Origin of the sequence: Bradyrhizobium sp. INPA03-11B, assembly GCF_040446015.1 — a bacterium.
GTDB classification, from domain to species: domain Bacteria; phylum Pseudomonadota; class Alphaproteobacteria; order Rhizobiales; family Xanthobacteraceae; genus Bradyrhizobium; species Bradyrhizobium macuxiense_A.
Genome location: NZ_JASGSR010000041.1, coordinates 39,414 through 65,673 on the forward strand (window position 1 = coordinate 39,414; position 26,260 = coordinate 65,673).

Genomic DNA, 26,260 nt, shown 5'->3' on the forward strand with positions numbered 1-26,260 from the left:
TGATGACATGACCAAAACTCTCGTAACACGTCTGACCTGTGCCGTGCTGATCACGGCTGCATTCGCGTTCGCCGGAACGAGCACCGCGCGCGCCGAGGACCGCTCGCCGGTGATCGATGTTCGCACGGCTGACCCGGAGATGAATGCCGCGATCGCCCATGCACGCGACACGCTTCCGGCATTCTGGGCCTCCTATGAGGCGCCGAAGCCGTCCGAGACCCAGCACTCCCTGAAGGTCCGCTTTCCGACCCATCGCAATGAGGGCGAGCACATCTGGATGCGCGAGGTGAAGAAACTGCCGAATGGCGGCTATACCGGCCGCTTCGCCAACCAGCCGCGCGACCTGCCGGGCAAGCGGGCCGGCGACCTCGTCGAGTTCAAGGAGGCCGATATCTCGGACTGGATGTTCATGCGCAACGGCAAGATCGTCGGCGGCGAGACCATCAAGCCGCTGCTGAAATCGATGCCGAAGGCCGACGCCGACGCGCTGCGCGCGCGGATGGAGCAGCCTTAAAGGCCGGCGTTTTGGCCGCGGCGGCGCGCAGAGCGGGTTGCCGCTTTGCGCGTCCACTGATAAATGCCGCCAATGGCCGAAAAACCCAAAAAACCCCAGAAACTGAAGGCGCGCCTGCCGCGCGGACTGGAAGATCGCGGCCCGGCCGCGATCAATGCCACGCGGGCGATGGTCGAGAAGATCCGCGCCGTCTATGAGCTCTACGGCTTCGAGCCGGTGGAGACGCCGGCGATGGAATACACCGACGCGCTCGGCAAGTTCCTGCCCGACCAGGATCGTCCCAACGAGGGCGTGTTCTCGTTCCAGGACGATGACGAGCAGTGGATCTCGCTGCGCTACGACCTGACCGCGCCGCTGGCGCGCTATGTCGCGGAAAATTTCGACGCGCTGCCGAAGCCGTATCGGTCGTATCGTTTCGGCTATGTCTTCCGCAACGAGAAGCCCGGTCCCGGCCGCTTCCGCCAGTTCATGCAGTTCGACGCCGACACCGTCGGCTCGGCGACGCCGGCGGCCGACGCCGAGATCTGCATGATGGCGGCCGACACGATGGAAGCGCTCGGCATTCCGCGCGGCTCCTATGTCGTGAAGGTGAACAACCGCAAGGTGCTCGACGGCGTGCTGGAGGCGATCGGTCTCGGCGGTGAGGAGAATGCCGGCCGCAGGCTCACCGTGCTGCGTGCGATCGACAAGCTCGACAAGTTTCCCGCCGACGAGGTTCGCAAGCTGCTTGGTCCCGGGCGATGGGATGGCGGCGAAGAGGGCAAGGGCGACTTCACGAAGGGCGCTGAGCTGAGCCCGGCGGATGCCGATATCGTGCTCGCAGTCACGCAGCAGCGCGACGACTGGAAACAGGCGATCGCTGCGGCGGAGACTTATTTGGCAAAGAGCGAAGTTGGCCAGGCCGGCGTGAGCGAGCTCGAAGAGATTGCAAAACTGGTCGCGGCGTCCGGCTATGGCGCGGATCGCATTCGCATCGATCCCACCGTCGTCCGCGGTCTCGAATACTACACCGGCCCGGTCTACGAGGTTGAGCTGCTGCTCGACACCAAGGACGAGAAGGGTCGCCCGGTGCGGTTCGGCTCGGTCGGCGGCGGCGGCCGGTATGACGGCCTCGTCTCACGCTTCCGCGGCGAGCCGGTGCCGGCGACCGGCTTCTCGATCGGCGTGTCGCGGCTGCAGGCCGCGCTGACCATGCTCGGCCAGCTCGACACGCAGGCCGAATTCGGCCCCGTCGTCGTCACCGTGTTCGACCGCGACCGCGTCGCCGACTACCAGAAGATGGTCGCAGAGCTGCGCCAGGCCGGCATCCGCGCCGAGCTCTATCTCGGCAATCCGAAGAACATGGGCAATCAGCTCAAATATGCCGACCGCCGCAACTCGCCTTGCGTCATCATCCAGGGTTCGGACGAGAAGACGCGCGGCGAGGTGCAGATCAAGGATCTGATCGAGGGCGCCAAGGCGGCGGCTGCGATTGCGTCCAACCAGGAATGGCGTGAAACACGTCCGGCGCAGTTCTCCTGCGCAGAGGCCGATCTGGTCGCGAAAGTCCGCGAGGTGCTGGCGCGGCATGACGTGGCGTGGGGATAGCCATTCGCTTGTGATGTGATGCCCGGCCTTGTGCCGGGCATCTGCCTCTTGTTTGATGCGCGGCGACGTGAATGGCCGGGAACAGCCTGGCCATGGCGACAACAGAGGGAGTGTAACAATGCCTGAGATCACCGTGAGCATGGCCGCCGGCCGCACCGACGAGCAGAAGCTCGGCATGATGCGCGACATCACCCAGGCGCTGGTGAAGAATCTCGGCGTCGATGCCGACGCGGTCGTGATCCAGATCAACGAAGCGCCGCTGCATCACAAGATGAAGGGCGGCAAGTCGTTCGTCGAGCGCGCCGCTGCGGCGAAGAAATAGCCCCTATCTCTCCACGGGTCGTACCGGCCTAGTGCGCAATTGCGCACGAAAGCTGGGACCCATAACCACAGGGTTGAGTTGTTGCAGCGAGCTGGCCCCAGCGTCGTGCAGCAAAGATCTTCGGTGGTTATGGGTCCCGGCCTACGCCGGGACGACAGTTTTCCTGAGGCACCAATGGACGCACGCGACTTCATCAAGATCGGCATGAGTGCCGAACGCTTGCTCGTGGTGCCGCCGGAGCGCACGGTCGGGCATTTTGTGCAGGGCATGCCGATCGTCTATGCGACGCCGATGATGATCCTCGAAATGGAGATGGCGTCGGGCGATGCCATCCGCGCCGCGTTGCAGCCCGGCTGGGTCACTGTCGGGACCGAGGTCGACATCCGCCACCTTGCCGCTGCGCTGGTCGGCGCCACGGTGCGGACCACCTCAAAGGTGATCGCGGTGGAACGTCGAGTGATCCGTTTCGAGGTCGAGGCCTTTGAGGGCACGCGCAAGCTCGGCGAAGGCCGCCACGCCCGCGGCCTGATCAATGTCGAGAGCTTTAACAAGCGCTTGGCCGGGATGTCCGGTTCGGCGCAATAAGCCCGACTACTTCGCCAATTCCTTCGAGCGTCGCGTCGCGGCGGCAATCGCGCGGGTCATCAGCGGCTGTAGGCCGTCATTCGCCATCAGCACCTCGAGCGCGGCAGCCGTGGTGCCGCCGGGCGAGGTGACATTCTGCCGCAATGTCGCCGACGGCAGATCGGAGCGGTGCAGCAACTCGCCGGAGCCGGCGACGGTCGCGCGCGCCAGCGTGGTCGCGAGCTGCTCGGGCAGGCCGGCCGCGACGCCGGCGCGTGCCAGCTCCTCGGCGAGCAGGAAGACATAGGCCGGGCCGGAGCCGGAGACCGCGGTCACCGCGTCCATCAGGCCCTCATCGTCGACCCATTCGACCAGCCCGGTCGCCTTCAGCAGCGCATCCGTCATCGCACGCTGTGCGGCGGTGACGCGCTTTGACGGCGCCGCGACCGTGATGCCGCGGCCGATTGCTGCTGGCGTGTTCGGCATCGCGCGCACCACCGCGCCGCCGACAACCTCCTCGAGCGCTGCGATGGTCGTGCCGGCCATGATCGAGACCACGAGCGTCGAGGGGCCAACCAGCGCTTTCAGCGCACCGCCGGCATCGCGGAACGATTGCGGCTTCACCGCGACGACCAGCGTGTCGACCGTGCCGAGCTCCGTTGGCTGCGGATTGAGCCGCACGCCCTTTGCGGCGAGTGCCGAGATCTCAGGCGACAGATGCGGATCGATCACTGCGACCTGCGTGGGCGCAAGGCCCTGCGCGAGCCAGCCGGTCAGCATGGCGCCGCCCATCTTGCCCGCGCCCGCAAGCGCGATGGTGCCGGAAGTATTTTTCAGTGCGCTGCTTGTGCTCACGGCTCGCTCCACAAACTCAGTGTCGTCCCGGCCTTGAGCCGGGACCCATAACCACAAGCGGTTCTAGTGAAGCGAGAAGCGGGCCACAAGCAGTTTGCTTGAGCCCCGCGGCCGCGGAGTATGGGTCCCTGCGTTCGCAGGGACGACACCGAGACGTATGGAAAGGCCGTGCCCTTACGCCTCTCCCTCGGTATCGAACATCGCCGCGGCCATCGCCTCGGCGGTCGACTTGCCGGCCCACACCACGAACTGGAACGCAGGGTAATAGCGCTCGCAGGCGTGGATCGCGTTGACCACCATGGCCTCGCATTGCGAGGTGGAGGCGGTGAGGCCGCCGGGCAGCACCAGCGCCTGACGATGCATCACCATGCCGGTGTGGGTCCACAGATCGAAATGTCCGACCCACAATTGCTCGTTGATCGCGGCGACCAGCCGCTGCACCTCGGCGCGGCGCGCCTGCGGCATCTTCATGTCGAAGGCGCAGGCGAGATGCAGCGCCTCGATCTCACCCATCCAGGTGAACGAGAGCTGATAGTCGATCCAGTCTCCCTTGGAGACGATCGTCACCTCGTCTTCGCCGGAACGCTCGAACGCCCAGTTGTTGTCGGTGGCGATATCCTCGACCACCGCAAGCGGGTTGTTCCGGGAATCGATAATGCTTTCGAGGAGGGACATGCCGTCTCGGACCTTGTTCTTATGATCGCTTGATACGCACACGGAAGCCGGCACTTGCGACATACTGCGTCGTGGCCGAGTGCAGTTCCTTGACCGGGCTTCCGGATGCCCCTGGACCTGACGCCGATGAAGTGATGTGATTTGCGGAATCCGCGCAACCGCACGCCGAGTCCGTCCACAGCCAAAGCGCGCATCGTCCACAGCTGATCTCCGCCACACTTGTGATTTTGCGAACAAATCGGAATCTTCGTGGTCGGTAAACGATTTGTTAACCATTTGCCGGCGCTTCGCCGCGCGCGTGAATCAGCCTTTCCGGCGCTCACACCACTCTGCAAGAGCCGCGGCGCGCTCATGGGGACATGCCGTTTCCCCATGCCAAAGGCCTTGCCCGGCTGTCGCGGTTTGGTCATATTTCGTTTTAGGCACGTCCATCCCGGGCGTGCCGATGTTCTCAGGGCGGGGTGAAAATCCCCACCGGCGGTAAAGGGTGATGAGCCCAAGCCCGCGAGCGCCTTTTTCCGCGAAGCCGGGAGAAGGGTCAGCAGATTCGGTGCAATTCCGAAGCCGACGGTTACAGTCCGGATGAAAGAGAACGGTTGCGGCAGCCAACGCGATTTTTCGCGTGGGCTCGTGTCGTTGTCCGTATGCCCTGATTCTGGTCCTGAAAGAGGAAAGCCATGAATCAGATGTTGCAAGACACTGAAGTTCAAGACGCTGAAGTCCAAACCTCCCAAGCAGAAAGCGCTCCCGACACGCCGGCAAATCCGCCGGCGCCGGAGCATCCGCACTTCGCAAAGCCGCAGCGCGTTGCCTTCGTGCAATCGTCCTGGCATCGCGACGTGGTGGAGGAGTGCCGCATCTCCTTCCTGAAGGAGATCGAGGCGCGTCACATCACCAATGTCGATGTGTTCGAGGTGCCGGGCTCGTTCGAGATCCCGCTGCATGCGCAGCTGCTGGCGAAGACACGCCGCTACACCGCGATCGTCGCGGCCGGGCTCGTCGTCGATGGCGGCATCTACCGCCACGAATTCGTCGCCGATACCGTGATCAAGGCGCTGATGGATGTGCAGTTGCGCACCGAGGTGCCGGTGTTCTCGGCGGTGCTGACGCCGCAGCAATTCCACGAGACGGAGGTGCATTACGAGTTCTTCCGCAAGCACTTCGTGATCAAGGGGATCGAGGTCGCGGAAGCCTGCGCCAACACGCTGCTCAGCCTGGAACGCCTGCGCGGCCAGGTCGCGGCGGGGATACCTGGATAAAGCGCATGATCCGGACCCGGAGGGCCGCGTTAGCGCAAAGTGTGAAGCGGTTTTCCGAAAAGATCATGCGCAAATAACAAGAGCACCAAGCGCTCCAGTCCTGACGCCAAAGCGATTCCGGCATGCGTGCCGGGATCGCTCTCGCGCGCCGTGCGTTCGGTTATGCTTGCCGGCATCAATCAGAATGCGCGGGAGGCGCCCATGACCGAACAACATTCCTCCGACTGGCTCGGCCTGTCGGGCCGCGTTGCCGTTGTCACCGGCGGAGGCGGCGGCATCGGCCGCGCCACCGCGGTCAGCTTCGCGCGTGCCGGGGCCAGGGTCGCAGCGCTCGATCGCGACGAGCGTGGGCTGGCGGAGACCAAGGCAAAGCTGCGCGAGTTCGGCGACGGCCATCTCGTCGCAAGCTGCGACACGACCAGCGAGGATAACGTCGCGGCCGCCGCTGACACCGTTGCGCAAACGCTTGGCGCTTGCGATATTCTCGTCAACACCGCGGCGGTGCTGCGTGCCGGCGGGCTCGATACGCTGCCGCTCGCCGAGTGGAATGCGGTGCTGGCGGTCAACCTCACCGGCTACTTCATCTGCGCGCAGGCGTTCGGCCGCCAGATGCGCAAGGCCGGGCGCGGCAGCCTCATCCACATCGCCTCGATCGCCGCCAGCAACGCGCAGGGCCAGAGCGGCGCCTACAGCGTCAGCAAGGCCGGCGTCGTGATGCTGTCGCAGCAACTCGCCGCCGAATGGGGGCCGGACGGCATCCGCAGCAATGTGGTCAGCCCCGGCCTCGTCGTCACGCCGATGAGCCAGGCGTTCTACGATACGCCCGGGGTCACCGAGCGCCGCACCGCTGTGGTGCCGATGCGCCGGATCGGCGCGCCGCAGGACATGGCGGACGCGACACTGTTCCTGGCCAGCGACCGCTCGTCCTACGTCAATGGCGAGGAGATCATCGTCGACGGCGGCTATGCGCGGACGCTGATGAGCCACGTACCGCGGCCGGGGTTTTAGTGCATCAGGCGCCACACACTCGGTGTCGTCCCGGCCTTGAGCCGGGACCCATAACCACGAATGTCGATTATTGTGCAACGCTGGGGCCACAGCTCGCTTCAACAACGCGATCCTGTGGTTATGGGTCCCTGCTTTCGCAGGGACGACAGCAAGTGCTAGGGCCTAATCGAACAGGCTCGACACCGACTCTTCCGCAGCGGTGCGGCCGATCGCTTCGGCAATCAGGCCGGCGATCGAGATCTGGCGGATGTTCGGCGCCTTGTTGACGGCTTCGGTCGGCAGGATCGAGTCGGTGATGACCAGTTCCTTCAGCCGCGACGAGGCGATGCGCGCGGCGGCGCCGCCGGACAGCACGCCGTGGGTGATGTAGGCCGAGACTTCCTTGGCGCCGTGCGCGATCAGCGCCTCGGCCGCGTTCACCAGCGTGCCGCCGGAGTCCACGATGTCGTCGACCAGGATGCAATTGTAGCCGGCGACGTCGCCGATCACGTTCATCACTTCGGACTCACCGGGGCGCTCGCGGCGCTTGTCGACGATCGCAAGCGGGGTGTTGATGCGCTTGGCGAGGCCGCGGGCACGCGCCACGCCGCCGACGTCGGGCGACACCACCATCACCTTGGCGAGGTCGAACTTTTCCTTGATGTCGCGCACCATCAAGGGCGCTGCGAACAAATTGTCGGTCGGGATGTCGAAGAAGCCCTGGATCTGGCCGGCATGCAGGTCGAGCGTCATGACGCGGTCGACGCCGGCATGCGAGATCAGGTTGGCGACGAGCTTGGCCGAGATCGGGGTACGCGAGCCGGACCTGCGGTCCTGGCGGGCATAGCCGAAATACGGCACCACCGCGGTGATGCGGCGCGCCGAGGACCGGCGCAGCGCGTCGGTGATGATCAAGAGTTCCATCAGATTGTCGTTGGCCGGAAACGACGTCGACTGCAGGATGAACATGTCCGAGCCGCGGACGTTCTCCTGGATCTCGACGAAGATCTCCATGTCGGCGAAGCGCCGGACCACGGCCTTGGTCAATTCGATGCCAAGTCCCTTGGCGATGTCCTGCGCCAGCGCAGGATTGGAGTTGCCGGCGACGAGCTTGATTGATCCGTTTTTTGCCGACATCGATGCTTCCCCCCGCGCCTTGCTGGATACGACGTTCAGCATCTCAAGTCCTTACAGAACCGGCGGGTTTTCGGTGCGCGAGGGAATATCAGGCAGGCGGCTCCGCTGGCAACCCATTAGGTCGCCTTCGCCGCGGTTTTCCTGGGCAAAAAACGCCTTTCCCCGGGAGATACCGGGGGTTAGTTGGCGGAATAGCTGAGTGCCACGGTCTCGGGCGCGGCGGAGGCCGGGGCGCTGACCATCGCCGGCCCACGGAGCTCCGGTGCCGCGGCGGGGGCCGGGCCGCCATTGATCATGCTGGAGAGGCCGCTGAGGCCGGCCTGGGCGATCTTGCGCAGCACCAGATCGTCGGCGGCCGCCCAGGCGTCGCGGCCGGCCTTGCCTGCGGGCTCCTCGCCGGAGAGGCGGAGCGCGCGTTGCTGGTTGCTGTCGTAGACGTCCCACACCCACGCGATCATGGTGTGGCCGCGCACCACCTGCGCCGACAAATAGCTGCGCACGCGATAGGACGCGGTGCCCTCGCGCGACACGATCGACAGGCTGCGCAGCTTGGATTCGCTGTCGAGCACGCCGACCATGCGATCGAACACCTGGGGCGGCGGGCCGTCGATCGATTCGAACGCGACGGTTGCGCCGCCGCTCGTCGGCGTGGCCATGGCGTAGGAGTCGGCGACATTGCCGCCGGCCGCGCAGCCGCCGAGCGCGCAGGCGATCGCCAGCCAGCTGGCTGCGAGCGCGGCACGCACGGCTGTCCCAGTTTGAAACTGGTAGTTTGACGCTTCCCTCATTGCGTCCTGCGATATCGTTAAAACGGCTTAACGTCTAGGGCAGGACGGCCACAGCCGTTAACCGATCCGGCGGCCGCGCCACGGGGATTCGGATTTCCCTGCTCAGTCAGAGAGATGGTGCCGCATGGCTTCCGTGATCCAGGCCCATTCGCGGTTCGGGCTCGCGTCCGGCGATTGCCCGCGCATGATGGCGACCAGCTCCCAATAGCGCGCTGCACGGGCGTCGTGCAGCGCATACTTGCCGCGAATCCAGTTGCGGAATTCCAGGTCGGGCTCTCGCTTCAGCAATCGCGCCGACGTCTCCAGCCAATCGTGCGCCAGCACCTGGCCGGCCTCCGAATTCGGCCCGAGGCCGCGCGCGATGATCTCCTTGGCTCTGGCCAACACGGCCTCGTTGGCCTCTTGCCAGGCGGCAAGATCCAGCACGTGGTGATTCCAGACGTCTTCGGCGTTGGCGCGCATGTTGGCGACAAGCTTGGGATCGTTGAGCATCTGCGAAAGCTCGATCCATGCATCGCATTGTTCGGGCGTCGGCTCATCCGGCAACTCGGGCACGCTGGTTTCGATCATCTGCCGGATCCACGTCCGGTCGATGTTGATGCCGTCGGACACTTTCTCGAAAAAGCGTTCGACGACGTTGCGGCGCTCGGTGCGGGACAGCTGCGTCATGGTCAGGAATCTCCTCAAGTCTGCTTCGGTGAGTTGCGGTGAACGCAACGCAGCCCGCAGGGCCGAGGCGACGCGGCGCTGCGCCGCGATCTCCGCTTCCAGCGTCTCGAGGCGGAGCTTCAGCGCCTCGACCAGCGAGAGCTCCTTGCTCAGGACCTCACGGATGGCGTCGAGACCGAGCCCCGCATCGCGCAGGCAGCGGATCAGGTCGAGGCGAACCAGCTCGTCGTCGGTGAAGACGCGATAGCCGCTCGCGGTGCGGCCGGCCGGCGGCAGCAAGCCCTGGTCCGAATAGAAGCGGAGCTTGCGGACACTCATTCCGCTGAGCCGCGCCGCCTCGCCGATGCTGTAAGTGCGTTGTGTCATGCGCAGCTTGTCCGGTCTCCAGCAGGCGGAGAGTCAAGCGCGTTATCGCACAAATATGGCGGGGAGTTCGGCGTCAGCCTTCCAGCGCGATGGCGTGAACGAGTCGGCCGTAATCGCCTTCCTTGCGATGCACGGAGCGGCGGTAGCTGAAGCAGCGCTCGTCGGAATAGGTGTCGATGCCGAGATCGTCGATCATCAGCACGCCGGCGTTCTCCAGCCGCATGCGGATGAAGCCGGGGAGATCGAACATCGCGTGTCCGTCGCGTTCGCTGGGCATGAAGAACATGCCGTTCTCGGCATCGGCCTCGATGAAGCGTTCGACGAATTCGTTGCCGACCTCGTAGGATTCCTTGCGGATCAGCGGGCCGATCGCCGCGACGATGCCGCCGCGCTCGGCGCCGAGCTTCTCCATCGCATTGATGGTCGATTCCAAAACGCCGGTCAGCGCGCCCTTCCAGCCGGCATGCGCCGCGCCGATCACCCGCGCAGTGGGATCGACGAACAGGATCGGGCCGCAGTCGGCGGTCGTGACCGAGATCGCAAGACCTTCAGTGCGGGTGACGAGCGCATCCGCCTTCGGGCGCGCGGCGCCGTTCCACGGGCTGTCCACGACGACGGCGTCGGGCGAGTGCACCTGATGCACGCTGATCAAATGATCGAGCGGCACGCCGAGCTGCTCTGCCATGCGCCGCCGGTTCTCCACGACCTTGGCCGGATCGTCGCGCGAGCCGAGCCCGCCATTGAGGCCGGCATAGATGCCTTCCGACACGCCGCCCTCGCGCGAGAAGAAGGCGTGGCGCAGGCCTGGAATGGCCGATAGCAGCGGTGATCCCAATGTCATTGTTCGGTCTCGTCAGGCTGATCGCTGAGGCCCGCGATCGAGGTGAGCTGCGGGTCGGAGATGGCCATGACCTTGAACATCGAGCCCATCCCGCCGCGCCCGGAATCGGTCAGCCGCTTCAGCGCGCCGGCGATGTCGGCGGACATTTCGGGGCTTGCCTTCGCCATCAGTCCGGCGGCGCGGGCCTCGACGCCGAGGCGCTTGAGGAAGTCGCCCTGCGTCGCCGGCCCGTGGACGAGCGCGCCGACGTCCTCCGCGGCCCGCGCCAGAGCCTGGAAGTCGACATGCGCGGTCACGTCGGCCTGTCCGGGGTTCTTCAGCGGGTCGGCGAAGCTGTGGCGCGCGATCGCCTGGAAGGTGTCGCCGGCATCGCTGCGCAGATGGCCGTAATCGATGATCAGCGCGGCGCCGTCCTGGTCGCGCACCCGCGTGGCGAGCTTCATGATCTCGTTGTCGGGCCGCCATTCGAACACTGCACCTAACGGCGCGGCGCGCACCAGCGGCGGCAGCAGCACCTCGAAGTGCGGTGTCGGCTCGGGGGCGGGCGCGAAATACAGGTTACCATTGGCATCCATCCCGACCGTGCGCTCGTGCCAGCCGGTCTCGCGCCGGACCATCTGGTGAATCGGCAGCACGTCGAAATATTCGTTGGCGAGGATCACCGCCGGTCCCTCGGGCACATCGTCGATGCTGTCGTGCCAGGTGATGTTGCGCATGCCGGTCAGCGTGGCGTGCTGCTTCTCGCGCAGCACCGGATTGACCTCGACGAGATGGATGCTGAGCGACTGGTAGAGCGGCGGCAGCACGCGCAGCGCACGCAGCGCGTCGGACATCATGGTGCCGCGGCCGGGCCCGAGCTCGATCAGGCGGAGCGTCTCCGGCGAGCCGATCGCGCGCCAGATCGAGGCGCTCCACAGCCCGAGCAGTTCGCCGAACATCTGGCTGACCTCGGGCGCCGTGGTGAAATCGCCCTCGCGGCCGAGCGGATCGCGCGACAGATAGTAGCCGTAGCGCGGATGCATCAGGCACAATTCCATGTAGCGCCAGACCGGCATCGGCCCGGACAGCTTGATCAGCTTCCTGATCTCATCCAGCAGCGGGGAGGGTTCGCTCACGGCCTTCCTTGGATTGAACTTGCTTCAGGTTGGAGTTGTTGGTGCCGGCCCGTTGGCCCTGCGGCGAACGGCGGCCGTGATGATGATAGCGCCGACAATAATCATTGGCACCGACAGCAGCATCCCCATGGTTAGTCCGCCCCACAGGAATCCGAGTTGCGGGTCGGGCTCCCTGAAGTGCTCGCCGATGATCCGTGCAATGCCGTAGATCGCAATGAAGCTGCCGAGGATCAAGCCGGGCCGTTTCAGCGCTCCCATCCGGATCATGATCGCCAGCGCCGTGAACAGCACGATGCCCTCGAGCCCGGCCTCGTAGAGCTGGCTCGGATGGCGCGGCAGCGGCCCGCCATTGGGGAAGATCATCGCCCAGGGCAGGCTCGGATCGGCGTGGCGGCCCCACAATTCGCTGTTGATGAAATTGGCGAGCCGGCCGAGGAACAGCCCGATCGGCGCGACCGCGGTGGTGATGTCGCCGAGCGACAGGATCGGGATGTTGTTGCGGCGGGCAAACAGCATCACCGCGGCGACGCAGCCGAGGAAGCCGCCGTGGAACGACATGCCGCCCTTCCACAATTCGAGGATCTCGGACGGGTGTTCGATGAAGAACGGCAGATTGTAGAACAGCACATAGCCGGTGCGGCCGCCGACGATGATGCCGATCGTGACCCAGAGGATGAAGTCGTCGAGCTGCGGCAGCGTGATCGGCGCCGGCCCGCCCCACAGCCGATCCTTCTTGATCAGCGAGCGGGCGTAGACCCAGCCCAGCACGATGCCGACGATATAGGCCAGCGCATACCAGCGGATCACGATCGGCCCGAGCGCGAGCGCGACAGGGTTGAACACCGGAAAGTCGATCAGCAGGAGCGGCATCGGGATCAGAGCGCTTTCGTGTAGACGGCGTAGGGCACGCCATGAATGGGCGGAGCGTCATGGACCTTGCTGAAGCCCATCTTCAGATACATCGGCAAGGCGATCGTCATGATGGGGCTCGTGTGAAGCGCAATGGTCCGGCACCGGTCGCGCCGCGCTCTGGCGAAGCATTCCGAAGTCAACGCATGCCCGAGTCCCTTGCCCCTGTCGACGGGGTCGACGACCAGCATGCGAATGATCGGCCATGCCTGATCGAAGAATGCGGCCTTTTTGACGCCGGGCCCGAAATAGCCGACCGCGCCGGCAAGCCGGTGGCCGAGATCGGCGACGATGATCTCGCCGCCGGAACTCAGCTCGGAGGTTCGCGACAGGCCGGCGCGCATCGCCGGCCAGTCGTCGAAGGCGTCGCGGAATTGATCGAAGGCGGCAACCGCGAGCCGGTTCACCTCGTCGGCGTCCGAGCTTCGATAGCCTCGAATTCGCGCGGTCTCCGCCATCCCAATTCTTCGGGCCTCAGACCAGGTTGCGGCGGTAGAGCGCGAGCAGCCGCTCCCAATGGCGCTCGGCGGCGTCGCGGTCATAGACCGGGCGCTTGGGGAAGGCGAAGCCATGATGCGTGCCGGGATAGATTTCGACCTCGTTGTTCGAGCCCTTCATGCCCGCCTTCACCTGCTCGATGATCTCCGCCGGCGCGTAAATGTCGGTCTCGGCGCAGGCGAAATAGAGCTCGGCTTTGGTCTTCTGCGCGGCGAGATGCGGGCTGTCCGGCTGGTCGGTCGCCAGATGCGTACCGTAGACCGAGGCGGCGGCCTTGACCCGATCGCCGAAATGCGTCGCCGCGTTCACCGCATAGCGGCCGCTCATGCAATAGCCGACCGTGCCGATGATGTTGGTGTTGGCGGCCTTCTGGGTCTCGGCATAGGCGAGCAGGCTTTTGGTATCTTCCATGACCAGCGGAATGTTGAGCGAGTGCATCAGCTCGAACATGCGCTTGCGCTCCGGTGATTCCGGATCGGGATTGATCGGGCCGAGCTCCATCACGCCGGCGCGGTAGTACATGTTCGGCAGCATCACATAATAGCCCGATGTGCCGAGCCGGCGCGCCATGTCGCGCAGCTCCTCACGGATCGCCGGCGCATCCATGTAGAAGATGACGACAGGGAAGGGGCCGCCGCGTTCGGGATGGGTGATGAAGGTGGTGGTCTTGCCGTCCTTGGTCGGGATCTCGACGGTCGCTTCGATCATGGCGTTTCTGCTCGCGTTTTGTGTGCGATTTCTGTTGTGAGTTCATACGATTGCAAGGAAACCGGAGCATGACAAGGCAAGCGCTCGGGAAGCCTGCCATTCGCGGCGGACTTGAACCGGATGGCTGACATCGCCATTGTCTTATCGCGATTCAGTGAACGCGGAGAGTTTTGCGAGATGACCCAGACCAGCAACCGGTTTTTCGATGAGATCGGCCGTCTGATGAACGATGCCGCAGGCGCCGCCCAGGGCGTCAAGCGCGAGGTCGACACGGTCATGCGCAACCAGGCCGAACGGATCCTGCGCGACCTCGACGTGGTCAAGCGCGAGGAGTTCGACGCGGTCAAGGACATGGCCCGCCTGGCACGCGAGGAGAACGAGGCGCTGAAGGCGAGGATCGCCGCGCTGGAAGCCAAGCTCGGCGGTAGCGCGGGCTGATATCTTTCACCCTCCCCTGGAGGGGGAGGGTCGACGCGAATGCAATGAGCGGCGGGGTGGGGTGAAAGTCCCTCCACCCGATCGCTGCCTGTGTTGAGAGATCACCCCACCCCGGCCCGCATTCCGCTTCGCTGCATGCGGTCCGACCCTCCCCTCCAGGGGAGGGTGAAGCAAGAAAATTTCCTTCATTTCCTTGTCATTTCGGCCCTTTGGGGCTAAAAGCCCGCCACGTCCGCGGCCCCCGCACCCCTGGAGGCTTGCTGTGGACCTGAGCATGGGCCGCGCTGCGGCCTTTAACTTTTTAAATACAAGGACTTAACGCTATGGCGACCGTCAAGGAATTGAAGGCGACCGCGCGTCCGAAGAGCGGCAAGGGGGCCGCCCGGGCAGAGCGTCGCGCCGGGAGAGTTCCCGGAGTGATCTACGGAGACAACCAGCCCCCCGTCACCATCTCGGTCGACGATCGTGAACTGCGTCAGCGCATCCTGGCGGGCCGGTTCCTGACCACGCTGTTCGATATCGATCTCGAGGGCAAGAAGCATCGCGTGATTCCGCGCGACTACCACCTCGATCCGGTGAAGGACTTCCCGCTGCATGTCGACTTCATGCGGCTCGGCGAAGGCGCCACCATCCGCGTCAGCGTGCCGCTGCACATCGTGAACGGCGAAACCTCGCCTGGCGTCAAGCGCGGCGGCACCGTGAACATCGTCACCCACACGCTCGAGCTCGAGTGCGCGGTCGACAACATCCCGCAATACATTGAAGCCGACGTCGGCAGCCTCGAGATCAGCTATTCGCTGCATCTCTCCGATGTGAAGCTGCCGAAGGGCGTGAAGTCGCTGACCCGCGAGGACGCGACGCTCGTCACCATCGTGCCGCCGTCCGGCTACGCCGAAGAGCAGAAGGCCGCGGCTGCGGCGGCTGCTGGTGGCGCTGCTCCGGCCGCAGGTGCGGCGGCTCCGGCCGCTGCGGCGGCTCCGGCTGCGGGCGCTGCGGCTCCGGCTGCGGGTGCCAAGGCTCCCGCCGGCGGTGGCGACAAGAAGAAGTAATCGATCAGGTCGGCGCGCGATCCTCTGATGGCGCGCCGACGTGGGATGCCGCGCCATGCGCCTTTTTGTCGGTCTCGGTAATCCCGGCGCGAAATACGCCAGCAACCGGCACAATATCGGTTTCCTGGCGGTCGATGAGATTGCACGGCGTCATGGTTTCGCACCATGGCGCCGTCGCTTTCAGGGCGAGACCTCCGAAGGCGTCGTCGATCGTGAGAAGGTCGTGCTGCTGAAGCCGACCACTTTCATGAACGAGTCCGGACGCGCGGTGCAGGAAGCGGCGAACTTCTTCAAGCTCGCGCCCGCCGACATCACCGTGTTCCAGGACGAGCTCGAACTGCCGCCGGCCAAGGTGCGGGTCAAGATCGGCGGCGGGATCGCCGGCCATAACGGGCTGCGCTCGATCTCCGCACATATCGGCAACGAATATCGGCGGGTGCGGCTCGGGATCGGTCATCCCGGCGTCAAGGAGCTCGTGCACAGCCACGTGCTGTCGGACTTCGCCAAGAGCGACCGGGCGTGGGTGGAGGCCTTGTGCCAGGCCGTCGCCGACAATGCCGGCCTGCTGGCAGCGGGGCACGATGCGTCGTTCGCCAACAAGGTGCATCTGACGATGCAGGCCAAGGGATTTTTCGACAAGGGTGAGAACGGCGGCGAGCCGGCCTGATCCCCTTGTGCCGGCGCGAGGCCGGGCATGACGAAGATGGATAGAGGAAGACATGGGATTCAAATGCGGGATCGTCGGGCTGCCTAACGTCGGCAAGTCGACGCTGTTCAATGCGCTGACCGAGACGGCGGCCGCCCAGGCGGCGAACTATCCGTTCTGCACCATCGAGCCGAATGTCGGCGAGGTGGCGGTGCCCGATCCGCGGCTGGAGAAGCTCGCCGCGGTCGCGAAGTCGGGGCAGATCATCCCGACCCGGCTGACCTTTGTCGACATCGCGGGCCTCGTTCGTGGCGCGTCGCAGGGCGAAGGCCTCGGCAACCAGTTCCTCGCCAACATCCGCGAGGTCGACGCCATCGCCCATGTGGTGCGCTGCTTCGAGGATTCCGACATCACCCATGTCGAAGGCAAGATCGCGCCGCTCGCCGACATCGAGACCATCGAGACCGAGCTGATGCTGTCCGACCTCGACAGCCTCGAAAAGCGCGTCGACAATCTCGCCAAGAAGGCCAAGGGCAACGACAAGGAAGCCAAGGAGCAGCTCGAACTGGTCAACCGCGCGCTGGCGTTGCTGCGCGACGGCAAGCCGGCCCGCGGCATGGAGCGCAAGCCTGAGGAGGAGCGTGCGTTCCGCATGCTCGGGCTGCTGACCTCCAAGCCCGTGCTCTATGTCTGCAACGTCGAGGAAGGCTCGGCCAAGGACGGCAACAATTTCTCCAAGGCGGTGTTCGAGCGTGCCAAGGAGGAGGGCGCGGTGGCGGTCGTGATCTCCGCCAAGATCGAGTCCGAGATCGCGACGCTGTCGCGCGAGGAGCGTACCGACTTCCTCGAGACGCTGGGTCTCGAAGAGGCCGGGCTCGACCGCCTGATCCGCGCCGGCTACCGGCTGCTCGACCTCATCACCTATTTCACCGTCGGCCCGAAGGAAGCGCGCGCCTGGACCATCGACCGCGGCACCAAGGCGCCCGCCGCCGCCGGCGTGATCCATACCGATTTCGAGAAGGGCTTCATCCGCGCCGAGACCATCGCGTATGACGACTATGTCGCCGGCAATGGCGAAGCCGGCGCGCGCGATGCCGGCAAGCTGCGGCTAGAAGGCAAGGAGTATGTCGTCGCCGACGGCGACGTGATGCATTTCAGGTTCAATACCTGATCGCAATGTTCCGCGGCGCTTGAGGCGGCAGTGAATTAAGCGCCGCTCTCTCCCCACGTCGTCCCGGGCAAGCGGAGCGCGACCCGGGACCCATAACCACAGGGCGTGGTTATGAAGCACGCTGGGGCTCCAGCTCGCACCAACAACTACTCCCTGTGGTTATGGGTCCCGGCTTTCGCCGGGACGACAGCGAGTATGCGGTACTTCTGACGCGTTAGCGATCCGCCCGCCCGATCACATCCATCAGCTCGGCGATCTTGCGCCGCTGGTCGGCCTTGTCGCCGGACGAGATCGCATGCTCCACGCAATGCGCCACGTGATCGCGCAGGACCTCTTCCTCGACGCGGCGCAGCGCCGCGCGCGCAGCCGCGATCTGCGTCACCAGGTCGATGCAGTAGCGATCCTCCTCGACCATGCCGGCGAGGCCGCGGATCTGGCCCTCGATTCGTTTGAGCCGTTTTAAACAGGATGTCTTGATCTCTTCGCGCATAGGGTTCATATACCCCCCTAGGGTATGTAAATCAAGAGGCCGGGATGCCGGCTGGGAAGAGTTTCGTGGCACAGGCAAAGCACGACCATTCGCACGCGGATCATCACCATCATGGCGCGGCCGCGCATTCCTGCTGCGGCGGCAAGCACGAGCATGGCGCCGCGCCGACTGAAGCGGCGTTCGCGATCGATCCGGTCTGCGGCATGAAGGTCGATCCGGCGACCGCCAAGCACCGCTTCAGCTACAAGGGCGAGGGGTATTTGTTCTGCAGCGGCCGCTGCCGCGAGCGCTTCGAGGCCGAGCCGGAGAAGTACCTCAAGCCGCGCGAGCCGGAGCCGCCGGCGCCTGCGGGCACGATCTACACCTGCCCGATGCATCCCGAGGTGCGTCAGGTCGGTCCCGGCAGCTGCCCGATCTGCGGCATGGCGCTGGAGCCCGAGCAGGTCTCGCTCGACGACGGACCTGATCCTGAACTGATCGATATGACGCGCCGATTCTGGATTGGCCTTGCGCTGACTTTGCCGGTGTTCGTGCTGGAGATGGGCAGCCATCTCGGGCTGATGCATCTGGTGCCGCAGCCCTGGTCGAACTGGATCTCGTTCGTGCTGGCAACGCCCGTGGTGCTGTGGGCCGGTGCGCCGTTCTTCGTGCGCGGCTGGCAGTCGCTCGTGACCCGCAATCTCAACATGTTCACACTGATCGCGATCGGCACCGGCGTCGCCTATGCCTACAGCGTGGTTGCCACGCTGGCGCCGCAGCTTTTCCCGCCTGCATTGCGCGACATGCATGGCGCGGTCGCGGTGTATTTCGAGGCAGCGGCGGTGATCACGGTGCTGGTGCTGCTCGGCCAGGTGTTGGAATTGCGCGCCCGCGCGCAGACCTCGGGCGCGATCCGCGCGCTGCTTGGGCTGGCGCCCAAGACCGCGCGACGCATCACCGAGCATGGCGACGAGGACATCGACATCGACGCGATCAAGGTCGGCGATCGGCTGCGCGTGCGTCCCGGCGAGAAGGTGCCGGTCGACGGCGTCGTCATCGAGGGCAGCGCCGTCGTCGACGAATCCATGGTGACGGGTGAATCGATGCCGGTCACGAAGGCGGAAGGCGCGAGCGTGATCGGCGGCACCGTCAACCAGAGCGGCGGCCTTGTGATGCGCGCCGAGAAGGTCGGCCGCGACACCATGCTGTCGCGCATCGTCGACATGGTGGCGAAGGCGCAGCGTTCGCGCGCGCCGATCCAGCGGCTCGCCGACCGCGTCGCCGGCTGGTTCGTGCCGGCGGTGATCGCCGCTGCCGTGCTCGCCTTCATCGCCTGGTCGGTGTTCGGCCCCGAGCCGCGCCTGACCTTTGCGCTGGTTGCCGCCGTCACGGTGCTGATCATCGCTTGCCCCTGTGCGCTCGGATTGGCAACGCCGATGTCGATCATGGTCGGTGTCGGCCGCGGCGCGCATTCCGGCATCCTGATCCGCGATGCGCAAGCGCTGGAGCGGATGGAAGCGATCGACACGCTGGTGCTCGACAAGACCGGCACGCTCACCGAAGGCAAACCGAGGGTCGCGCGCGTCATTGCCGCCGAGGGGGTTGACGAGAGCGACCTGCTGCGCCTTGCCGCCGGCGTCGAGCAGGGCAGCGAGCATCCGCTGGCGCAGGCGATCATCGGATCTGCCAAGGAGCGCAAACTCGCATCGTCATCGGTCAGCAATTTTGCCTCGCCCTCCGGCAAGGGCGCGACCGGCACGGTCGACGGCAAGCAGGTTGCGCTCGGCAACGCCGTGCTGATGGCCGAACTGAAGATCGCGACGGCAGCGCTGGATCAGGCCGCAGAGGCCGCGCGGCGCGACGGCGCAACCGCGATCTATGTCGCGGTCGATGGCAGCATTGCCGGCGTGATCGCGATCGCCGATCCGGTCAAGCCGTCGGCAGCCAGCGCGTTGCAAGCGCTGCGCGCCGAGGGCCTGCGCATCGTGATGCTGACCGGCGACAACGAGACCACCGCGCGCGCGGTTGCGAAGGCGCTTGGTATCGACGAGGTCGAGGCCGGCGTGCTGCCGGAACGCAAGAGCGAGGTCGTGCAGCGGTTGCGCGGCGAGGGCCGCACCGTCGCGATGGCGGGCGACGGCGTCAACGATGCGCCGGCGCTTGCCGCCGCCGATGTCGGCATCGCGATGGGCGGCGGCACGGATGTGGCGATCGAGAGCGCAGGGATCACGCTGCTCACCGGTGACCTGATGGGCCTCGTCCGCGCGCGGCGATTGTCGGTCGCGACCATGCGCAACATCCGCCAGAACCTGGCGTTCGCGTTCGTCTACAACGCCGCCGGCGTGCCGATCGCGGCCGGCGTGCTGTATCCGCTGTTCGGCATCCTGCTGTCGCCGATGGTCGGCGCCGCCGCGATGGCGCTGTCCTCGGTCAGCGTGATCGGCAACGCGCTGCGGTTGTCGCGGGTGAAGCTGGACTAAGCCAACGAGACCGGTAGCCCGGATGAAGCGCAGCGTAATCCGGGGCCAGTCTCAACACGTGGCGATGGCCCCGGATTTCGCTTCGCTGCATCCGGGCTACGGGAGTTAGACGGGTTGCGGCAACAAAAGCTGCGCGCGGCGCTCCATCTCGGCATCGAGCCAGGTCGCGAGATCTTCGCTCACCTCGACCATCGGCAGCCGCACCTCGGGGCTGTCGATCAGTCCCTGCCGCCACAGCCAGTGCTTGGCCGGCGCGGGGCTAGGTTCCGCGAACAGCAGCCGGGTCAGGCCGACGACGCTCTGCCAGGCGGCCAGTGCCGCGTCGCGCTTGCCCTGCTTCAGCAGCGAGCGGATCGAAGCGAAGGTGTTGGTCTCCAGATGCGCCGATAGCAGGATCGCGCCGTCGGCGCCGTCCGAGAGCGCATCGAACGTTTGCGCATCCTCGCCGGTCAGCACGCGGAAGCCGGCCGGCCGCCGGTTGAGGAAGTCGATCGACTGCGCGCGGTCGGCGCAGCAATCCTTCATGCCGGCAATGTTCGGATGCTCCGCGAGCGCCAGCAGCGTCTCGTTGGTGAGGTTCACCGCCGTGCGATAGGGAATGTTGTAGAGCACGATCGGCCACGACGCGTGATCGGCAAGCGCGTTGAAATGCTGCACGAGCCCGCGTTGCGAGGGCCTGATGTAGTAGGGACTCGCGATCAGATAGCCGTTGATCGGCCAGTCGGCCGTATCATCAAGCGTTTCCTTCATCCTGGCGGTGGAGGCGCCGGAGAGCCCGAGAACGACCGGCAAATGGCGGGAGTTGGCACTAAGCTCGTCGAGCACGACGCTGACCAGCCCCTCCAGCTCATCGGTGCTGAGCGCCATGCCTTCACCGGAGGTTGCGCCGAGAATGAAGCCGTCGACGGGGCCGCTGGCATAGTGCCGCACCAGGCGGCGCAGCGAGGTGACGTCGAGTTCGCCGCCGCGGAACGGCGTGATCAAGGGCAGCCAGAGGCCCTGCAATTGCTGGTGTAACTCAGTCATGTTCCATCTCCTAAGGGGACAAAGCCGGAGACGGGACCAACAAAAAACCCCGTCCAGGCGGCGGGGTTTCGGGATCGTTGAATGCGAAGATGATCTTATCGCGCGCGATCTCGTGTCCCCGGGAGGGGAGCTTTTTTCGACGAGAGAGCGGCGCACGAAGTCGTGATCATCAGGTAATGATGCTGCGCTGCGAGGTTGTTGTCAATGCACATGCTGACCGTGACGTGCAGCACGTTTGAGCATGACATCGGGGTGAAGGGCATAAGGGTGAAAGGATCTGACGATGAAAAAAAGCCGGGCTCAGCAGAGCCCGGCTTAAGGTATTGGCCACGTGAGGCCGACACAATCACCTTCCAAGAGGGATTACTGAACTTCCGCGCCACTGGAGGAGGGGGACATATGCGCGACGCGACCGCTCAGCGTGGCAACACTATGATCCCCATCGACGCCATGCAGCAACTATCCAGGTCGCATGTCAGTCATGCGGAGATTCAGGGGCCTCTTGGGGCAGCACGCACATCCCTATAAACCGGCCCTATAAGGCCGGCTTAATCAGGACGGCCAGCGCTGCGCCTTGCTGACCACGAAGTCGCGGAACACCTGCACCCGGGCCACTGTCTTCAGCTCTTCCGGATAGACGAAGTAGGTGTCGAGCGCGATCGAGTCGGACTCGCCGAACAGCTGCACGAGGTTGTTCTGTTCGACCAGATAGTCCGGCAGCGCGGCGATGCCGAGGCCCTGCTGGCAGGCGCGCACGAGGCCAAGGATGTTGTTGACCTTGAAGTAGGGTTCGCGCGGACCGGAGCCGTTGCGGCCGGCATCGATCAGCCAGCTGCGATTCTGCAGATGCGGCGGCACCTGCGAGTCGCCGAGCATGATGATGCGGTGCGAGTCGAGATCATCCAGCGTCCGCGGCGTGCCGAAGCGCTTGATGTATTCCGGCGAGCAATAGGCATGGAAGCCGATCGAGAACAGCTTGCGCTGGATCAGGTCGGGCTGGGTCGGCTTGCGGGTGCGGATCGCAACGTCGGCCTCGCGCATCGACAGATCGAGATCCTCGTCGGTGACGATCAGCGAAATCCGGATGTCCGGATAGAGCGCGGTGAATTCGTCGAGCCGCGGGATCAGCCAGTTGATGCCGAGTGCCGGCGGCGTCGTGATCTTGAGGTCGCCGCTCGGCCGCTCGCGGCTGTCGGTGAGCTTGGCGCGCGCCGCCTGCAGCTGCATGAACACGTCATGCGCGGTGCGGAACAAGAGGTCGCCCTGTTCGGTGAGGATCAGGCCGCGCGCATGGCGGTGAAACAGCGACACCGAGAGCTCCTGCTCCAGCGCGCTGACCTGGCGGGAGACCGCCGATTGCGACAGGCCAAGCTGCTCGCCGGCATGCGTGAAGCTGCCAGCCTCCGCCGCCGCGTGAAAGACCTTCAGCTTGTCCCAATCCATATCCGTAAATCCGTCGCGAGATCGTGCCATGATTATTCCGCCGCTGCGCGATCGCTCGCGCGAAGAGCCAGGAAGCGTTCGGCCTCGAGCGCAGCCATGCAGCCGAGGCCGGCGGCGGTGACCGCCTGCCGAAAGGTTTCGTCCGCCACGTCGCCGGCGGCGAACAGGCCGGGCATCGAGGTCGCCGTGGAGTTCGGCGCCACCTCGACATAGCCCGACGGTTTCAGCTTGATCTGGCCTTTGACGAGCTCCGTCGCCGGCGCATGGCCGATCGCGATGAAGATGCCGTCGGTCTTCAGGTCGGTCAGGGCGCCGGTCTTGACGTTCTTGAGCCGCACATGGGTGACCTTGTTCGGATTCTCCGATCCGCAGATCTCGTCGATCGCGGAGTCCCACACCACCTTGATCTTGGGATGCTTGAACAGGCGCTCCTGCAGGATGCGCTCGGCGCGGAAGTGATCGCGGCGATGCACGATGGTGACCTGCGAGGCATGATTGGTCAGGTACAGCGCCTCCTCGACCGCGGTGTTGCCGCCGCCGACCACCACGACCTCCTTGCCGCGGTAGAAGAAGCCGTCGCAGGTCGCGCAGGCCGACACGCCTCCGCCCTGGAACTTCTCTTCCGAGGGCAGCCCGAGCCATCGCGCCTGGGCGCCGGTGGCGAGGATGACGGACTCGGCGAGATAGACGTCGCCGGAATCGCAGGTCAGGCGGAACGGCCGCTGACTGAGTTCCAGCTTGTTGACGAGATCGGTGACGATCTTGGTGCCGACATGAGCCGCCTGCTTCTCCATCTGCTCCATCAGCCAAGGGCCCTGGATCACGTCGGCGAAGCCGGGATAGTTCTCGACGTCGGTGGTGATGGTGAGCTGCCCGCCCGGCTGAATGCCCTGGATCAGGATCGGTTCGAGCATCGCGCGCGCCGCGTAGATCGCTGCGGTGTAACCGGCGGGGCCGGACCCGATGATGACGACCTTGGCATGGGTAGGCGCGGGCATTTTAAGATCCCTCTCTTTTGGGGATTTTGATCAGGGACTTGTGCGGGAAGCGCCCCGGAAACACGTCACGGCGGCGCCAAAAGTGTCAAATCCAAGTCTAGGATATCTGGGAAGCTATGCAAGATTTGCAATCCATGGCAGCGATTTTTCCCCGGAACTGAAGTCACATTCGCGAAATCATGCGCTGCACGCGCAATAAAATTGCGCAATGCCGGCTGGCTGCGCTATGAGAGTTGCCGGTAGACCTGCCAAATCTTCCAAACCCCAGGGGAACCGTAGTCGCGTGTCGAAGAACCTTGACGAGATCGACCTCAAAATCCTCGCCGAGATCCAGGCCGATGGCCGAATCACCAATGTGGAACTCGCCAAACGCGTCGGGATCTCGCCGCCACCCTGCCTGCGCAGGGTCCGGGCGCTGGAAGAGGAAGGCTACATTCAGGGATATCGCGGCCTGCTCGATCCGCGCCGCCTCGGCTACGACGTCACTGTGTTCGCCTCGGTGCATCTGTCGAGCCAGGCCGACGCCGATCTGCGCGCCTTCGAGAATTTCGTGCGCGCCGAGCCGCTGGTGCGCGAATGCTGGATGCTGTCGGGCGAAGTCGATTTCATCCTCAAATGCGTCGCCCCCGACATGGCGACATTCCAGGATTTCGTCACCCATCTGACCGCCGCGCCGCATGTGCGCAACGTCAGGACGTCGCTGGTGCTGCACAATTCGAAATACGAAGCCGCGGTGCCGCTGGGCGTGAAGGCGGCGAGCTGAAGTATGCAGCAAGTCGCCCCGTCATTGCGAGGAGCGAAGCGACGACTTGTCCGCCGTAGCCTTGGCGAAGGCGGAAGCAATCCATCGCTCCGCATATGCCGACAGATGGATTGCTTCGCGGAGCCTGTCATCGGGCGCGCATTCGCGCGACCCGTTGGCTCGCAATGACGTGGTGAGAGCGCGCTACCTCTTGCCCATCGCTGCGTCGACGCTGATCGGGCCCGGGCCCGAGGTCGCGAGATACAGGCAGGCAAAGCAGAGCGCGATTGCAAGACTGCCGTTGTTGAGCAGCGGATAGAAGCCTTTGGGGAAATGGCCGATGAAGTAGGCGAAGGCCATTTCGCCCGCCAGGATGAAGGCCACGATCCGTGAAAAGAGGCCGATCATCAGCAGCCCGCCCAGGATCAATTCGAGCGTGCCGGCTGCGCCGATCAACGAGAACAGTTCGACTTTCTCGAACATCGTCCCGGCAGGGAATTTGAGAAGCTTGGCGACGCCAAACTGAAACAGCAGCAGTCCTGTGATGAACCGAAACAGGCTCAGCGCCACCGGTTGAAACTTGGAAAACATCTGGTCCATTGTCATTTACCCCCTGATTGACACGCTGGAACATTGCGCGATGCAGAACCACACGGTGTTCGCCACCGGAGTGTGATGTCAACACCTTGCGTCTGGAATCATTCCTCGCGCGATTGCAGTTGCGAGAGAACGCACCAGTGACACGGTGACGCGCTGCGATGCGTGTTGCGACGCAATCATCAGCCGAGCCGCAGTCCCCCGACATGATTATATTGCATAAACATGTCACGGCCTCACTAGTATGGGGCGACGAGGCTCTCCACTCACATTGCCGTCAGAACGCGGGCACAAAAAAAGCCGCGTGCAAGACGCGGCTTTTTTGCACCAGTCACATCGAGGTAACTACCGCCACTCGACCTTGGTGATCTCGTAGGCCTTGGCGCCGCCCGGCGCCATCACTTCGACGGTGGTGCCCTTCTTCTTGCCGATCAGCGCGCGCGCAAGCGGCGAGGTGATCGAGATGCGGCCCTTCTTGGCGTCGGCTTCGACCTCGCCGACGATCTGCCACACCGCCTTCTTCTCGGTGTCCTCGTCGATCAGCGTCACGGTCGCGCCGAACTTGATGGTGTCGCCGGACAGTTTCGAGATGTCGATGATGTCGGCGCGCGCGAGCTTGTCCTCGAGCTCGGCGATGCGGCCCTCGTTGTGCGACTGCTCTTCCTTGGCGGCGTGATACTCGGCGTTTTCCGAGAGGTCGCCATGCGAGCGCGCTTCCGCAATGTGTTCGATGATGCGCGGACGATCCTCCGACTGGCGTCGCTTCAACTCGTCCGTCAGCGCGGCGTATCCGCCCGCGGTCATCGGAACCTTATCCATCATCTTCGTCCTTCATCCCGCGCGCCCGGCGGCCGTGCAGGAATATCCAGTTCAGCTAACGCAGGAATCAGGACGCACGCGCGCCCGGAAGCCCAGTGATTTTCGGCCCCGCTAAGGGCCGTGACAACATCCAATCGCGCGGTGAGTTCCAGCCATTCGGCTAATTGACCGTTGCGGGCCTTCAGCCCGGACAGCGGTCAGCTTTCGGAAAAGTAACTCTGAAGCGTGCGGACCTCAAGGTCCCCGTCCCGATAGGCCCGGATCCCCCGTGCGGCCGCCACCGCGCCTGAAAGAGTGGTGTAATATGGCACTTTATGCAAGAGGGCAGCCCGCCGCAGCGAGCGGCTGTCGGCCAGCGCCTGCGGACCTTCGGTGGTATTGAAGACCAGCTGGACGTCGCCATTGGTGATGGCGTCGACGATGTGCGGACGGCCTTCGAGCACCTTGTTGACCTTCTCCGTCGGCACGCCGTTGTCGCTGAGATAGCGCTGCGTGCCCGAGGTCGCCATCACCTTGAAACCGAGCGAGTGCAACAGCCGCACCGCATCCGCGATGCGCATCTTGTCGTCGCCGCGCACCGAGACGAAC

At 64.8% G+C, this 26,260-nt stretch carries 28 protein-coding genes, 1 pseudogene and 1 riboswitch; of the genes and pseudogenes, 12 read left to right on the forward strand and 17 right to left on the reverse strand.

Annotated elements, in window-relative coordinates; all coding sequences use genetic code 11:
- The first annotated feature begins 7 nt into the window (after positions 1-7).
- From QMZ05_RS19050 to QMZ05_RS19065, 4 genes are all read left to right on the forward strand, one after another.
- On the forward strand, positions 8-514 hold the full coding sequence (locus tag QMZ05_RS19050) for a DUF2314 domain-containing protein (RefSeq protein WP_353702139.1): 507 nt from the start codon (positions 8-10) through the stop codon (positions 512-514).
- A 72-nt stretch (positions 515-586) separates the two neighbouring features.
- Entirely contained in the window at positions 587-2,101 is a 1,515-nt protein-coding gene (gene hisS, locus QMZ05_RS19055; protein ID WP_353702140.1) for a histidine--tRNA ligase, read from the forward strand.
- Between the two features lie 118 nt (positions 2,102-2,219).
- Positions 2,220-2,423 carry a tautomerase family protein gene (locus QMZ05_RS19060; RefSeq protein ID WP_018269806.1) on the forward strand — a complete coding sequence of 68 codons (204 nt, stop codon included), beginning with the start codon at positions 2,220-2,222 and terminating at the stop codon, positions 2,421-2,423.
- 174 nt (positions 2,424-2,597) lie between these two features.
- A complete protein-coding gene (locus QMZ05_RS19065; protein WP_353702141.1) occupies positions 2,598-3,008 on the forward strand; it encodes a thioesterase family protein in 411 nt (136 codons plus the stop codon).
- 6 nt (positions 3,009-3,014) lie between these two features.
- On the opposite strand, the gene proC is transcribed toward QMZ05_RS19065, so the two are convergent.
- Together proC and QMZ05_RS19075 are read right to left on the reverse strand one after the other, a co-directional pair.
- Positions 3,015-3,842: a pyrroline-5-carboxylate reductase gene (gene proC, locus QMZ05_RS19070; RefSeq protein WP_353702142.1), complete on the reverse strand. Its 828-nt coding sequence runs from the start codon at positions 3,840-3,842 to the stop codon at positions 3,015-3,017.
- A 174-nt stretch (positions 3,843-4,016) separates the two neighbouring features.
- On the reverse strand, positions 4,017-4,517 hold the full coding sequence (locus QMZ05_RS19075; RefSeq protein WP_050424919.1) for a YbjN domain-containing protein: 501 nt from the start codon (positions 4,515-4,517) through the stop codon (positions 4,017-4,019).
- Between the two features lie 443 nt (positions 4,518-4,960).
- Positions 4,961-5,115: riboswitch (FMN riboswitch) on the forward strand.
- Positions 5,116-5,194: 79 nt separating this feature from the next.
- On the opposite strand from QMZ05_RS19075, the gene QMZ05_RS19080 reads away from it, so the two are divergent.
- Both QMZ05_RS19080 and QMZ05_RS19085 read left to right on the forward strand, forming a co-directional pair.
- Complete coding sequence (locus QMZ05_RS19080; protein WP_353702143.1) at positions 5,195-5,776, forward strand: 6,7-dimethyl-8-ribityllumazine synthase; 582 nt, start codon at positions 5,195-5,197, stop codon at positions 5,774-5,776.
- A gap of 201 nt (positions 5,777-5,977) precedes the next feature.
- Positions 5,978-6,784: an SDR family oxidoreductase gene (locus QMZ05_RS19085; RefSeq protein ID WP_353702144.1), complete on the forward strand. Its 807-nt coding sequence runs from the start codon at positions 5,978-5,980 to the stop codon at positions 6,782-6,784.
- 162 nt (positions 6,785-6,946) lie between these two features.
- Here QMZ05_RS19085 and QMZ05_RS19090 read toward each other — a convergent pair whose 3' ends face one another.
- From QMZ05_RS19090 to QMZ05_RS19125, 8 genes are all read right to left on the reverse strand, one after another.
- On the reverse strand, positions 6,947-7,900 hold the full coding sequence (locus QMZ05_RS19090; RefSeq protein WP_028344316.1) for a ribose-phosphate pyrophosphokinase: 954 nt from the start codon (positions 7,898-7,900) through the stop codon (positions 6,947-6,949).
- A gap of 179 nt (positions 7,901-8,079) precedes the next feature.
- Positions 8,080-8,688, reverse strand: a complete 609-nt coding sequence (locus QMZ05_RS19095; protein ID WP_353702145.1) for a hypothetical protein — start codon at positions 8,686-8,688, stop codon at positions 8,080-8,082.
- Positions 8,689-8,790: 102 nt separating this feature from the next.
- Complete coding sequence (locus QMZ05_RS19100) at positions 8,791-9,723, reverse strand: MerR family transcriptional regulator (RefSeq protein WP_353702146.1); 933 nt, start codon at positions 9,721-9,723, stop codon at positions 8,791-8,793.
- 73 nt (positions 9,724-9,796) lie between these two features.
- On the reverse strand, positions 9,797-10,564 hold the full coding sequence (gene pgeF, locus QMZ05_RS19105; RefSeq protein WP_353702147.1) for a peptidoglycan editing factor PgeF: 768 nt from the start codon (positions 10,562-10,564) through the stop codon (positions 9,797-9,799).
- Positions 10,561-11,619: an SAM-dependent methyltransferase gene (locus QMZ05_RS19110; RefSeq protein WP_353702160.1), complete on the reverse strand. Its 1,059-nt coding sequence runs from the start codon at positions 11,617-11,619 to the stop codon at positions 10,561-10,563. Before QMZ05_RS19110 ends, pgeF begins: the two co-directional genes overlap by 4 nt.
- An 84-nt stretch (positions 11,620-11,703) precedes the next feature.
- On the reverse strand, positions 11,704-12,549 hold the full coding sequence (lgt, locus tag QMZ05_RS19115) for a prolipoprotein diacylglyceryl transferase (protein WP_050424924.1): 846 nt from the start codon (positions 12,547-12,549) through the stop codon (positions 11,704-11,706).
- A gap of 5 nt (positions 12,550-12,554) precedes the next feature.
- The gene (locus tag QMZ05_RS19120) at positions 12,555-13,046 is read right to left on the reverse strand and encodes a GNAT family N-acetyltransferase (protein WP_353702148.1); all 492 of its coding nucleotides are present in this window, start codon (positions 13,044-13,046) and stop codon (positions 12,555-12,557) included.
- A 16-nt stretch (positions 13,047-13,062) separates the two neighbouring features.
- Positions 13,063-13,794 (reverse strand): dienelactone hydrolase family protein, encoded by a 732-nt coding sequence (locus QMZ05_RS19125; RefSeq protein WP_353702149.1) that lies wholly within the window; start codon positions 13,792-13,794, stop codon positions 13,063-13,065.
- 177 nt (positions 13,795-13,971) lie between these two features.
- On the opposite strand from QMZ05_RS19125, the gene QMZ05_RS19130 reads away from it, so the two are divergent.
- The 4 genes from QMZ05_RS19130 (at position 13,972) to ychF (ending at position 17,098) form a co-directional block, all read left to right on the forward strand.
- Entirely contained in the window at positions 13,972-14,232 is a 261-nt protein-coding gene (locus QMZ05_RS19130; RefSeq protein ID WP_038388183.1) for an accessory factor UbiK family protein, read from the forward strand.
- Between the two features lie 323 nt (positions 14,233-14,555).
- Positions 14,556-15,281: a 50S ribosomal protein L25/general stress protein Ctc gene (locus QMZ05_RS19135; RefSeq protein WP_353702150.1), complete on the forward strand. Its 726-nt coding sequence runs from the start codon at positions 14,556-14,558 to the stop codon at positions 15,279-15,281.
- Positions 15,282-15,336: 55 nt separating this feature from the next.
- A complete protein-coding gene (pth, locus tag QMZ05_RS19140) occupies positions 15,337-15,948 on the forward strand; it encodes an aminoacyl-tRNA hydrolase (protein ID WP_050424927.1) in 612 nt (203 codons plus the stop codon).
- A 52-nt stretch (positions 15,949-16,000) separates the two neighbouring features.
- The gene (gene ychF, locus QMZ05_RS19145; protein ID WP_353702151.1) at positions 16,001-17,098 is read left to right on the forward strand and encodes a redox-regulated ATPase YchF; all 1,098 of its coding nucleotides are present in this window, start codon (positions 16,001-16,003) and stop codon (positions 17,096-17,098) included.
- Positions 17,099-17,312: 214 nt separating this feature from the next.
- On the opposite strand, the gene QMZ05_RS19150 is transcribed toward ychF, so the two are convergent.
- Positions 17,313-17,588, reverse strand: coding sequence for a metal-sensitive transcriptional regulator (locus tag QMZ05_RS19150; protein WP_050424929.1), 276 nt, complete (start codon positions 17,586-17,588; stop codon positions 17,313-17,315).
- Between the two features lie 65 nt (positions 17,589-17,653).
- On the opposite strand from QMZ05_RS19150, the gene QMZ05_RS19155 reads away from it, so the two are divergent.
- Positions 17,654-20,047: a heavy metal translocating P-type ATPase gene (locus QMZ05_RS19155; protein WP_353702152.1), complete on the forward strand. Its 2,394-nt coding sequence runs from the start codon at positions 17,654-17,656 to the stop codon at positions 20,045-20,047.
- A 105-nt stretch (positions 20,048-20,152) separates the two neighbouring features.
- Here the strand turns inward: QMZ05_RS19155 and QMZ05_RS19160 are convergent, their stop codons facing one another.
- The 3 genes from QMZ05_RS19160 to trxB form a co-directional block, all read right to left on the reverse strand.
- Positions 20,153-21,073 carry a 4-hydroxy-tetrahydrodipicolinate synthase gene (locus tag QMZ05_RS19160; RefSeq protein ID WP_353702153.1) on the reverse strand — a complete coding sequence of 307 codons (921 nt, stop codon included), beginning with the start codon at positions 21,071-21,073 and terminating at the stop codon, positions 20,153-20,155.
- A 552-nt stretch (positions 21,074-21,625) separates the two neighbouring features.
- Positions 21,626-22,546, reverse strand: coding sequence for a LysR family transcriptional regulator (locus QMZ05_RS19165; RefSeq protein ID WP_028344089.1), 921 nt, complete (start codon positions 22,544-22,546; stop codon positions 21,626-21,628).
- A 2-nt stretch (positions 22,547-22,548) separates the two neighbouring features.
- The gene (gene trxB / locus QMZ05_RS19170) at positions 22,549-23,514 is read right to left on the reverse strand and encodes a thioredoxin-disulfide reductase (RefSeq protein WP_353702154.1); all 966 of its coding nucleotides are present in this window, start codon (positions 23,512-23,514) and stop codon (positions 22,549-22,551) included.
- A 283-nt stretch (positions 23,515-23,797) separates the two neighbouring features.
- On the opposite strand from trxB, the gene QMZ05_RS19175 reads away from it, so the two are divergent.
- The gene (locus tag QMZ05_RS19175) at positions 23,798-24,277 is read left to right on the forward strand and encodes an Lrp/AsnC family transcriptional regulator (protein ID WP_050402725.1); all 480 of its coding nucleotides are present in this window, start codon (positions 23,798-23,800) and stop codon (positions 24,275-24,277) included.
- A gap of 183 nt (positions 24,278-24,460) precedes the next feature.
- Here QMZ05_RS19175 and QMZ05_RS19180 read toward each other — a convergent pair whose 3' ends face one another.
- The 3 genes and pseudogenes from QMZ05_RS19180 to QMZ05_RS19190 form a co-directional block, all read right to left on the reverse strand.
- A complete protein-coding gene (locus tag QMZ05_RS19180) occupies positions 24,461-24,856 on the reverse strand; it encodes a DoxX family protein (protein ID WP_353702155.1) in 396 nt (131 codons plus the stop codon).
- Positions 24,857-25,198: 342 nt separating this feature from the next.
- Positions 25,199-25,672, reverse strand: a complete 474-nt coding sequence (gene greA / locus QMZ05_RS19185) for a transcription elongation factor GreA (protein WP_089025704.1) — start codon at positions 25,670-25,672, stop codon at positions 25,199-25,201.
- A gap of 197 nt (positions 25,673-25,869) precedes the next feature.
- A pseudogene (locus QMZ05_RS19190) lies at positions 25,870-26,260 on the reverse strand (carbamoyl phosphate synthase large subunit); the annotation flags it as partial.

Coding starts and splice junctions, on each gene's coding strand:
- QMZ05_RS19050 (WP_353702139.1), top strand. CDS start 8: ATGACCAAAACTCTCGTAACACGTCTGACCTGTGCCGTGCTGATCACG.
- hisS (WP_353702140.1), top strand. CDS start 587: ATGGCCGAAAAACCCAAAAAACCCCAGAAACTGAAGGCGCGCCTGCCG.
- QMZ05_RS19060 (WP_018269806.1), top strand. CDS start 2,220: ATGCCTGAGATCACCGTGAGCATGGCCGCCGGCCGCACCGACGAGCAG.
- QMZ05_RS19065 (WP_353702141.1), top strand. CDS start 2,598: ATGGACGCACGCGACTTCATCAAGATCGGCATGAGTGCCGAACGCTTG.
- QMZ05_RS19075 (WP_050424919.1), bottom strand. CDS start 4,517: ATGTCCCTCCTCGAAAGCATTATCGATTCCCGGAACAACCCGCTTGCG.
- QMZ05_RS19080 (WP_353702143.1), top strand. CDS start 5,195: ATGAATCAGATGTTGCAAGACACTGAAGTTCAAGACGCTGAAGTCCAA.
- QMZ05_RS19085 (WP_353702144.1), top strand. CDS start 5,978: ATGACCGAACAACATTCCTCCGACTGGCTCGGCCTGTCGGGCCGCGTT.
- QMZ05_RS19090 (WP_028344316.1), bottom strand. CDS start 7,900: ATGTCGGCAAAAAACGGATCAATCAAGCTCGTCGCCGGCAACTCCAAT.
- QMZ05_RS19095 (WP_353702145.1), bottom strand. CDS start 8,688: ATGAGGGAAGCGTCAAACTACCAGTTTCAAACTGGGACAGCCGTGCGT.
- QMZ05_RS19100 (WP_353702146.1), bottom strand. CDS start 9,723: ATGACACAACGCACTTACAGCATCGGCGAGGCGGCGCGGCTCAGCGGA.
- pgeF (WP_353702147.1), bottom strand. CDS start 10,564: ATGACATTGGGATCACCGCTGCTATCGGCCATTCCAGGCCTGCGCCAC.
- QMZ05_RS19110 (WP_353702160.1), bottom strand. CDS start 11,619: ATGCCGGTCTGGCGCTACATGGAATTGTGCCTGATGCATCCGCGCTAC.
- lgt (WP_050424924.1), bottom strand. CDS start 12,549: ATGCCGCTCCTGCTGATCGACTTTCCGGTGTTCAACCCTGTCGCGCTC.
- QMZ05_RS19120 (WP_353702148.1), bottom strand. CDS start 13,046: ATGGCGGAGACCGCGCGAATTCGAGGCTATCGAAGCTCGGACGCCGAC.
- QMZ05_RS19125 (WP_353702149.1), bottom strand. CDS start 13,794: ATGATCGAAGCGACCGTCGAGATCCCGACCAAGGACGGCAAGACCACC.
- QMZ05_RS19130 (WP_038388183.1), top strand. CDS start 13,972: ATGACCCAGACCAGCAACCGGTTTTTCGATGAGATCGGCCGTCTGATG.
- QMZ05_RS19135 (WP_353702150.1), top strand. CDS start 14,556: ATGGCGACCGTCAAGGAATTGAAGGCGACCGCGCGTCCGAAGAGCGGC.
- pth (WP_050424927.1), top strand. CDS start 15,337: ATGCGCCTTTTTGTCGGTCTCGGTAATCCCGGCGCGAAATACGCCAGC.
- ychF (WP_353702151.1), top strand. CDS start 16,001: ATGGGATTCAAATGCGGGATCGTCGGGCTGCCTAACGTCGGCAAGTCG.
- QMZ05_RS19150 (WP_050424929.1), bottom strand. CDS start 17,588: ATGCGCGAAGAGATCAAGACATCCTGTTTAAAACGGCTCAAACGAATC.
- QMZ05_RS19160 (WP_353702153.1), bottom strand. CDS start 21,073: ATGACTGAGTTACACCAGCAATTGCAGGGCCTCTGGCTGCCCTTGATC.
- QMZ05_RS19165 (WP_028344089.1), bottom strand. CDS start 22,546: ATGGCACGATCTCGCGACGGATTTACGGATATGGATTGGGACAAGCTG.
- trxB (WP_353702154.1), bottom strand. CDS start 23,514: ATGCCCGCGCCTACCCATGCCAAGGTCGTCATCATCGGGTCCGGCCCC.
- QMZ05_RS19180 (WP_353702155.1), bottom strand. CDS start 24,856: ATGGACCAGATGTTTTCCAAGTTTCAACCGGTGGCGCTGAGCCTGTTT.
- greA (WP_089025704.1), bottom strand. CDS start 25,672: ATGGATAAGGTTCCGATGACCGCGGGCGGATACGCCGCGCTGACGGAC.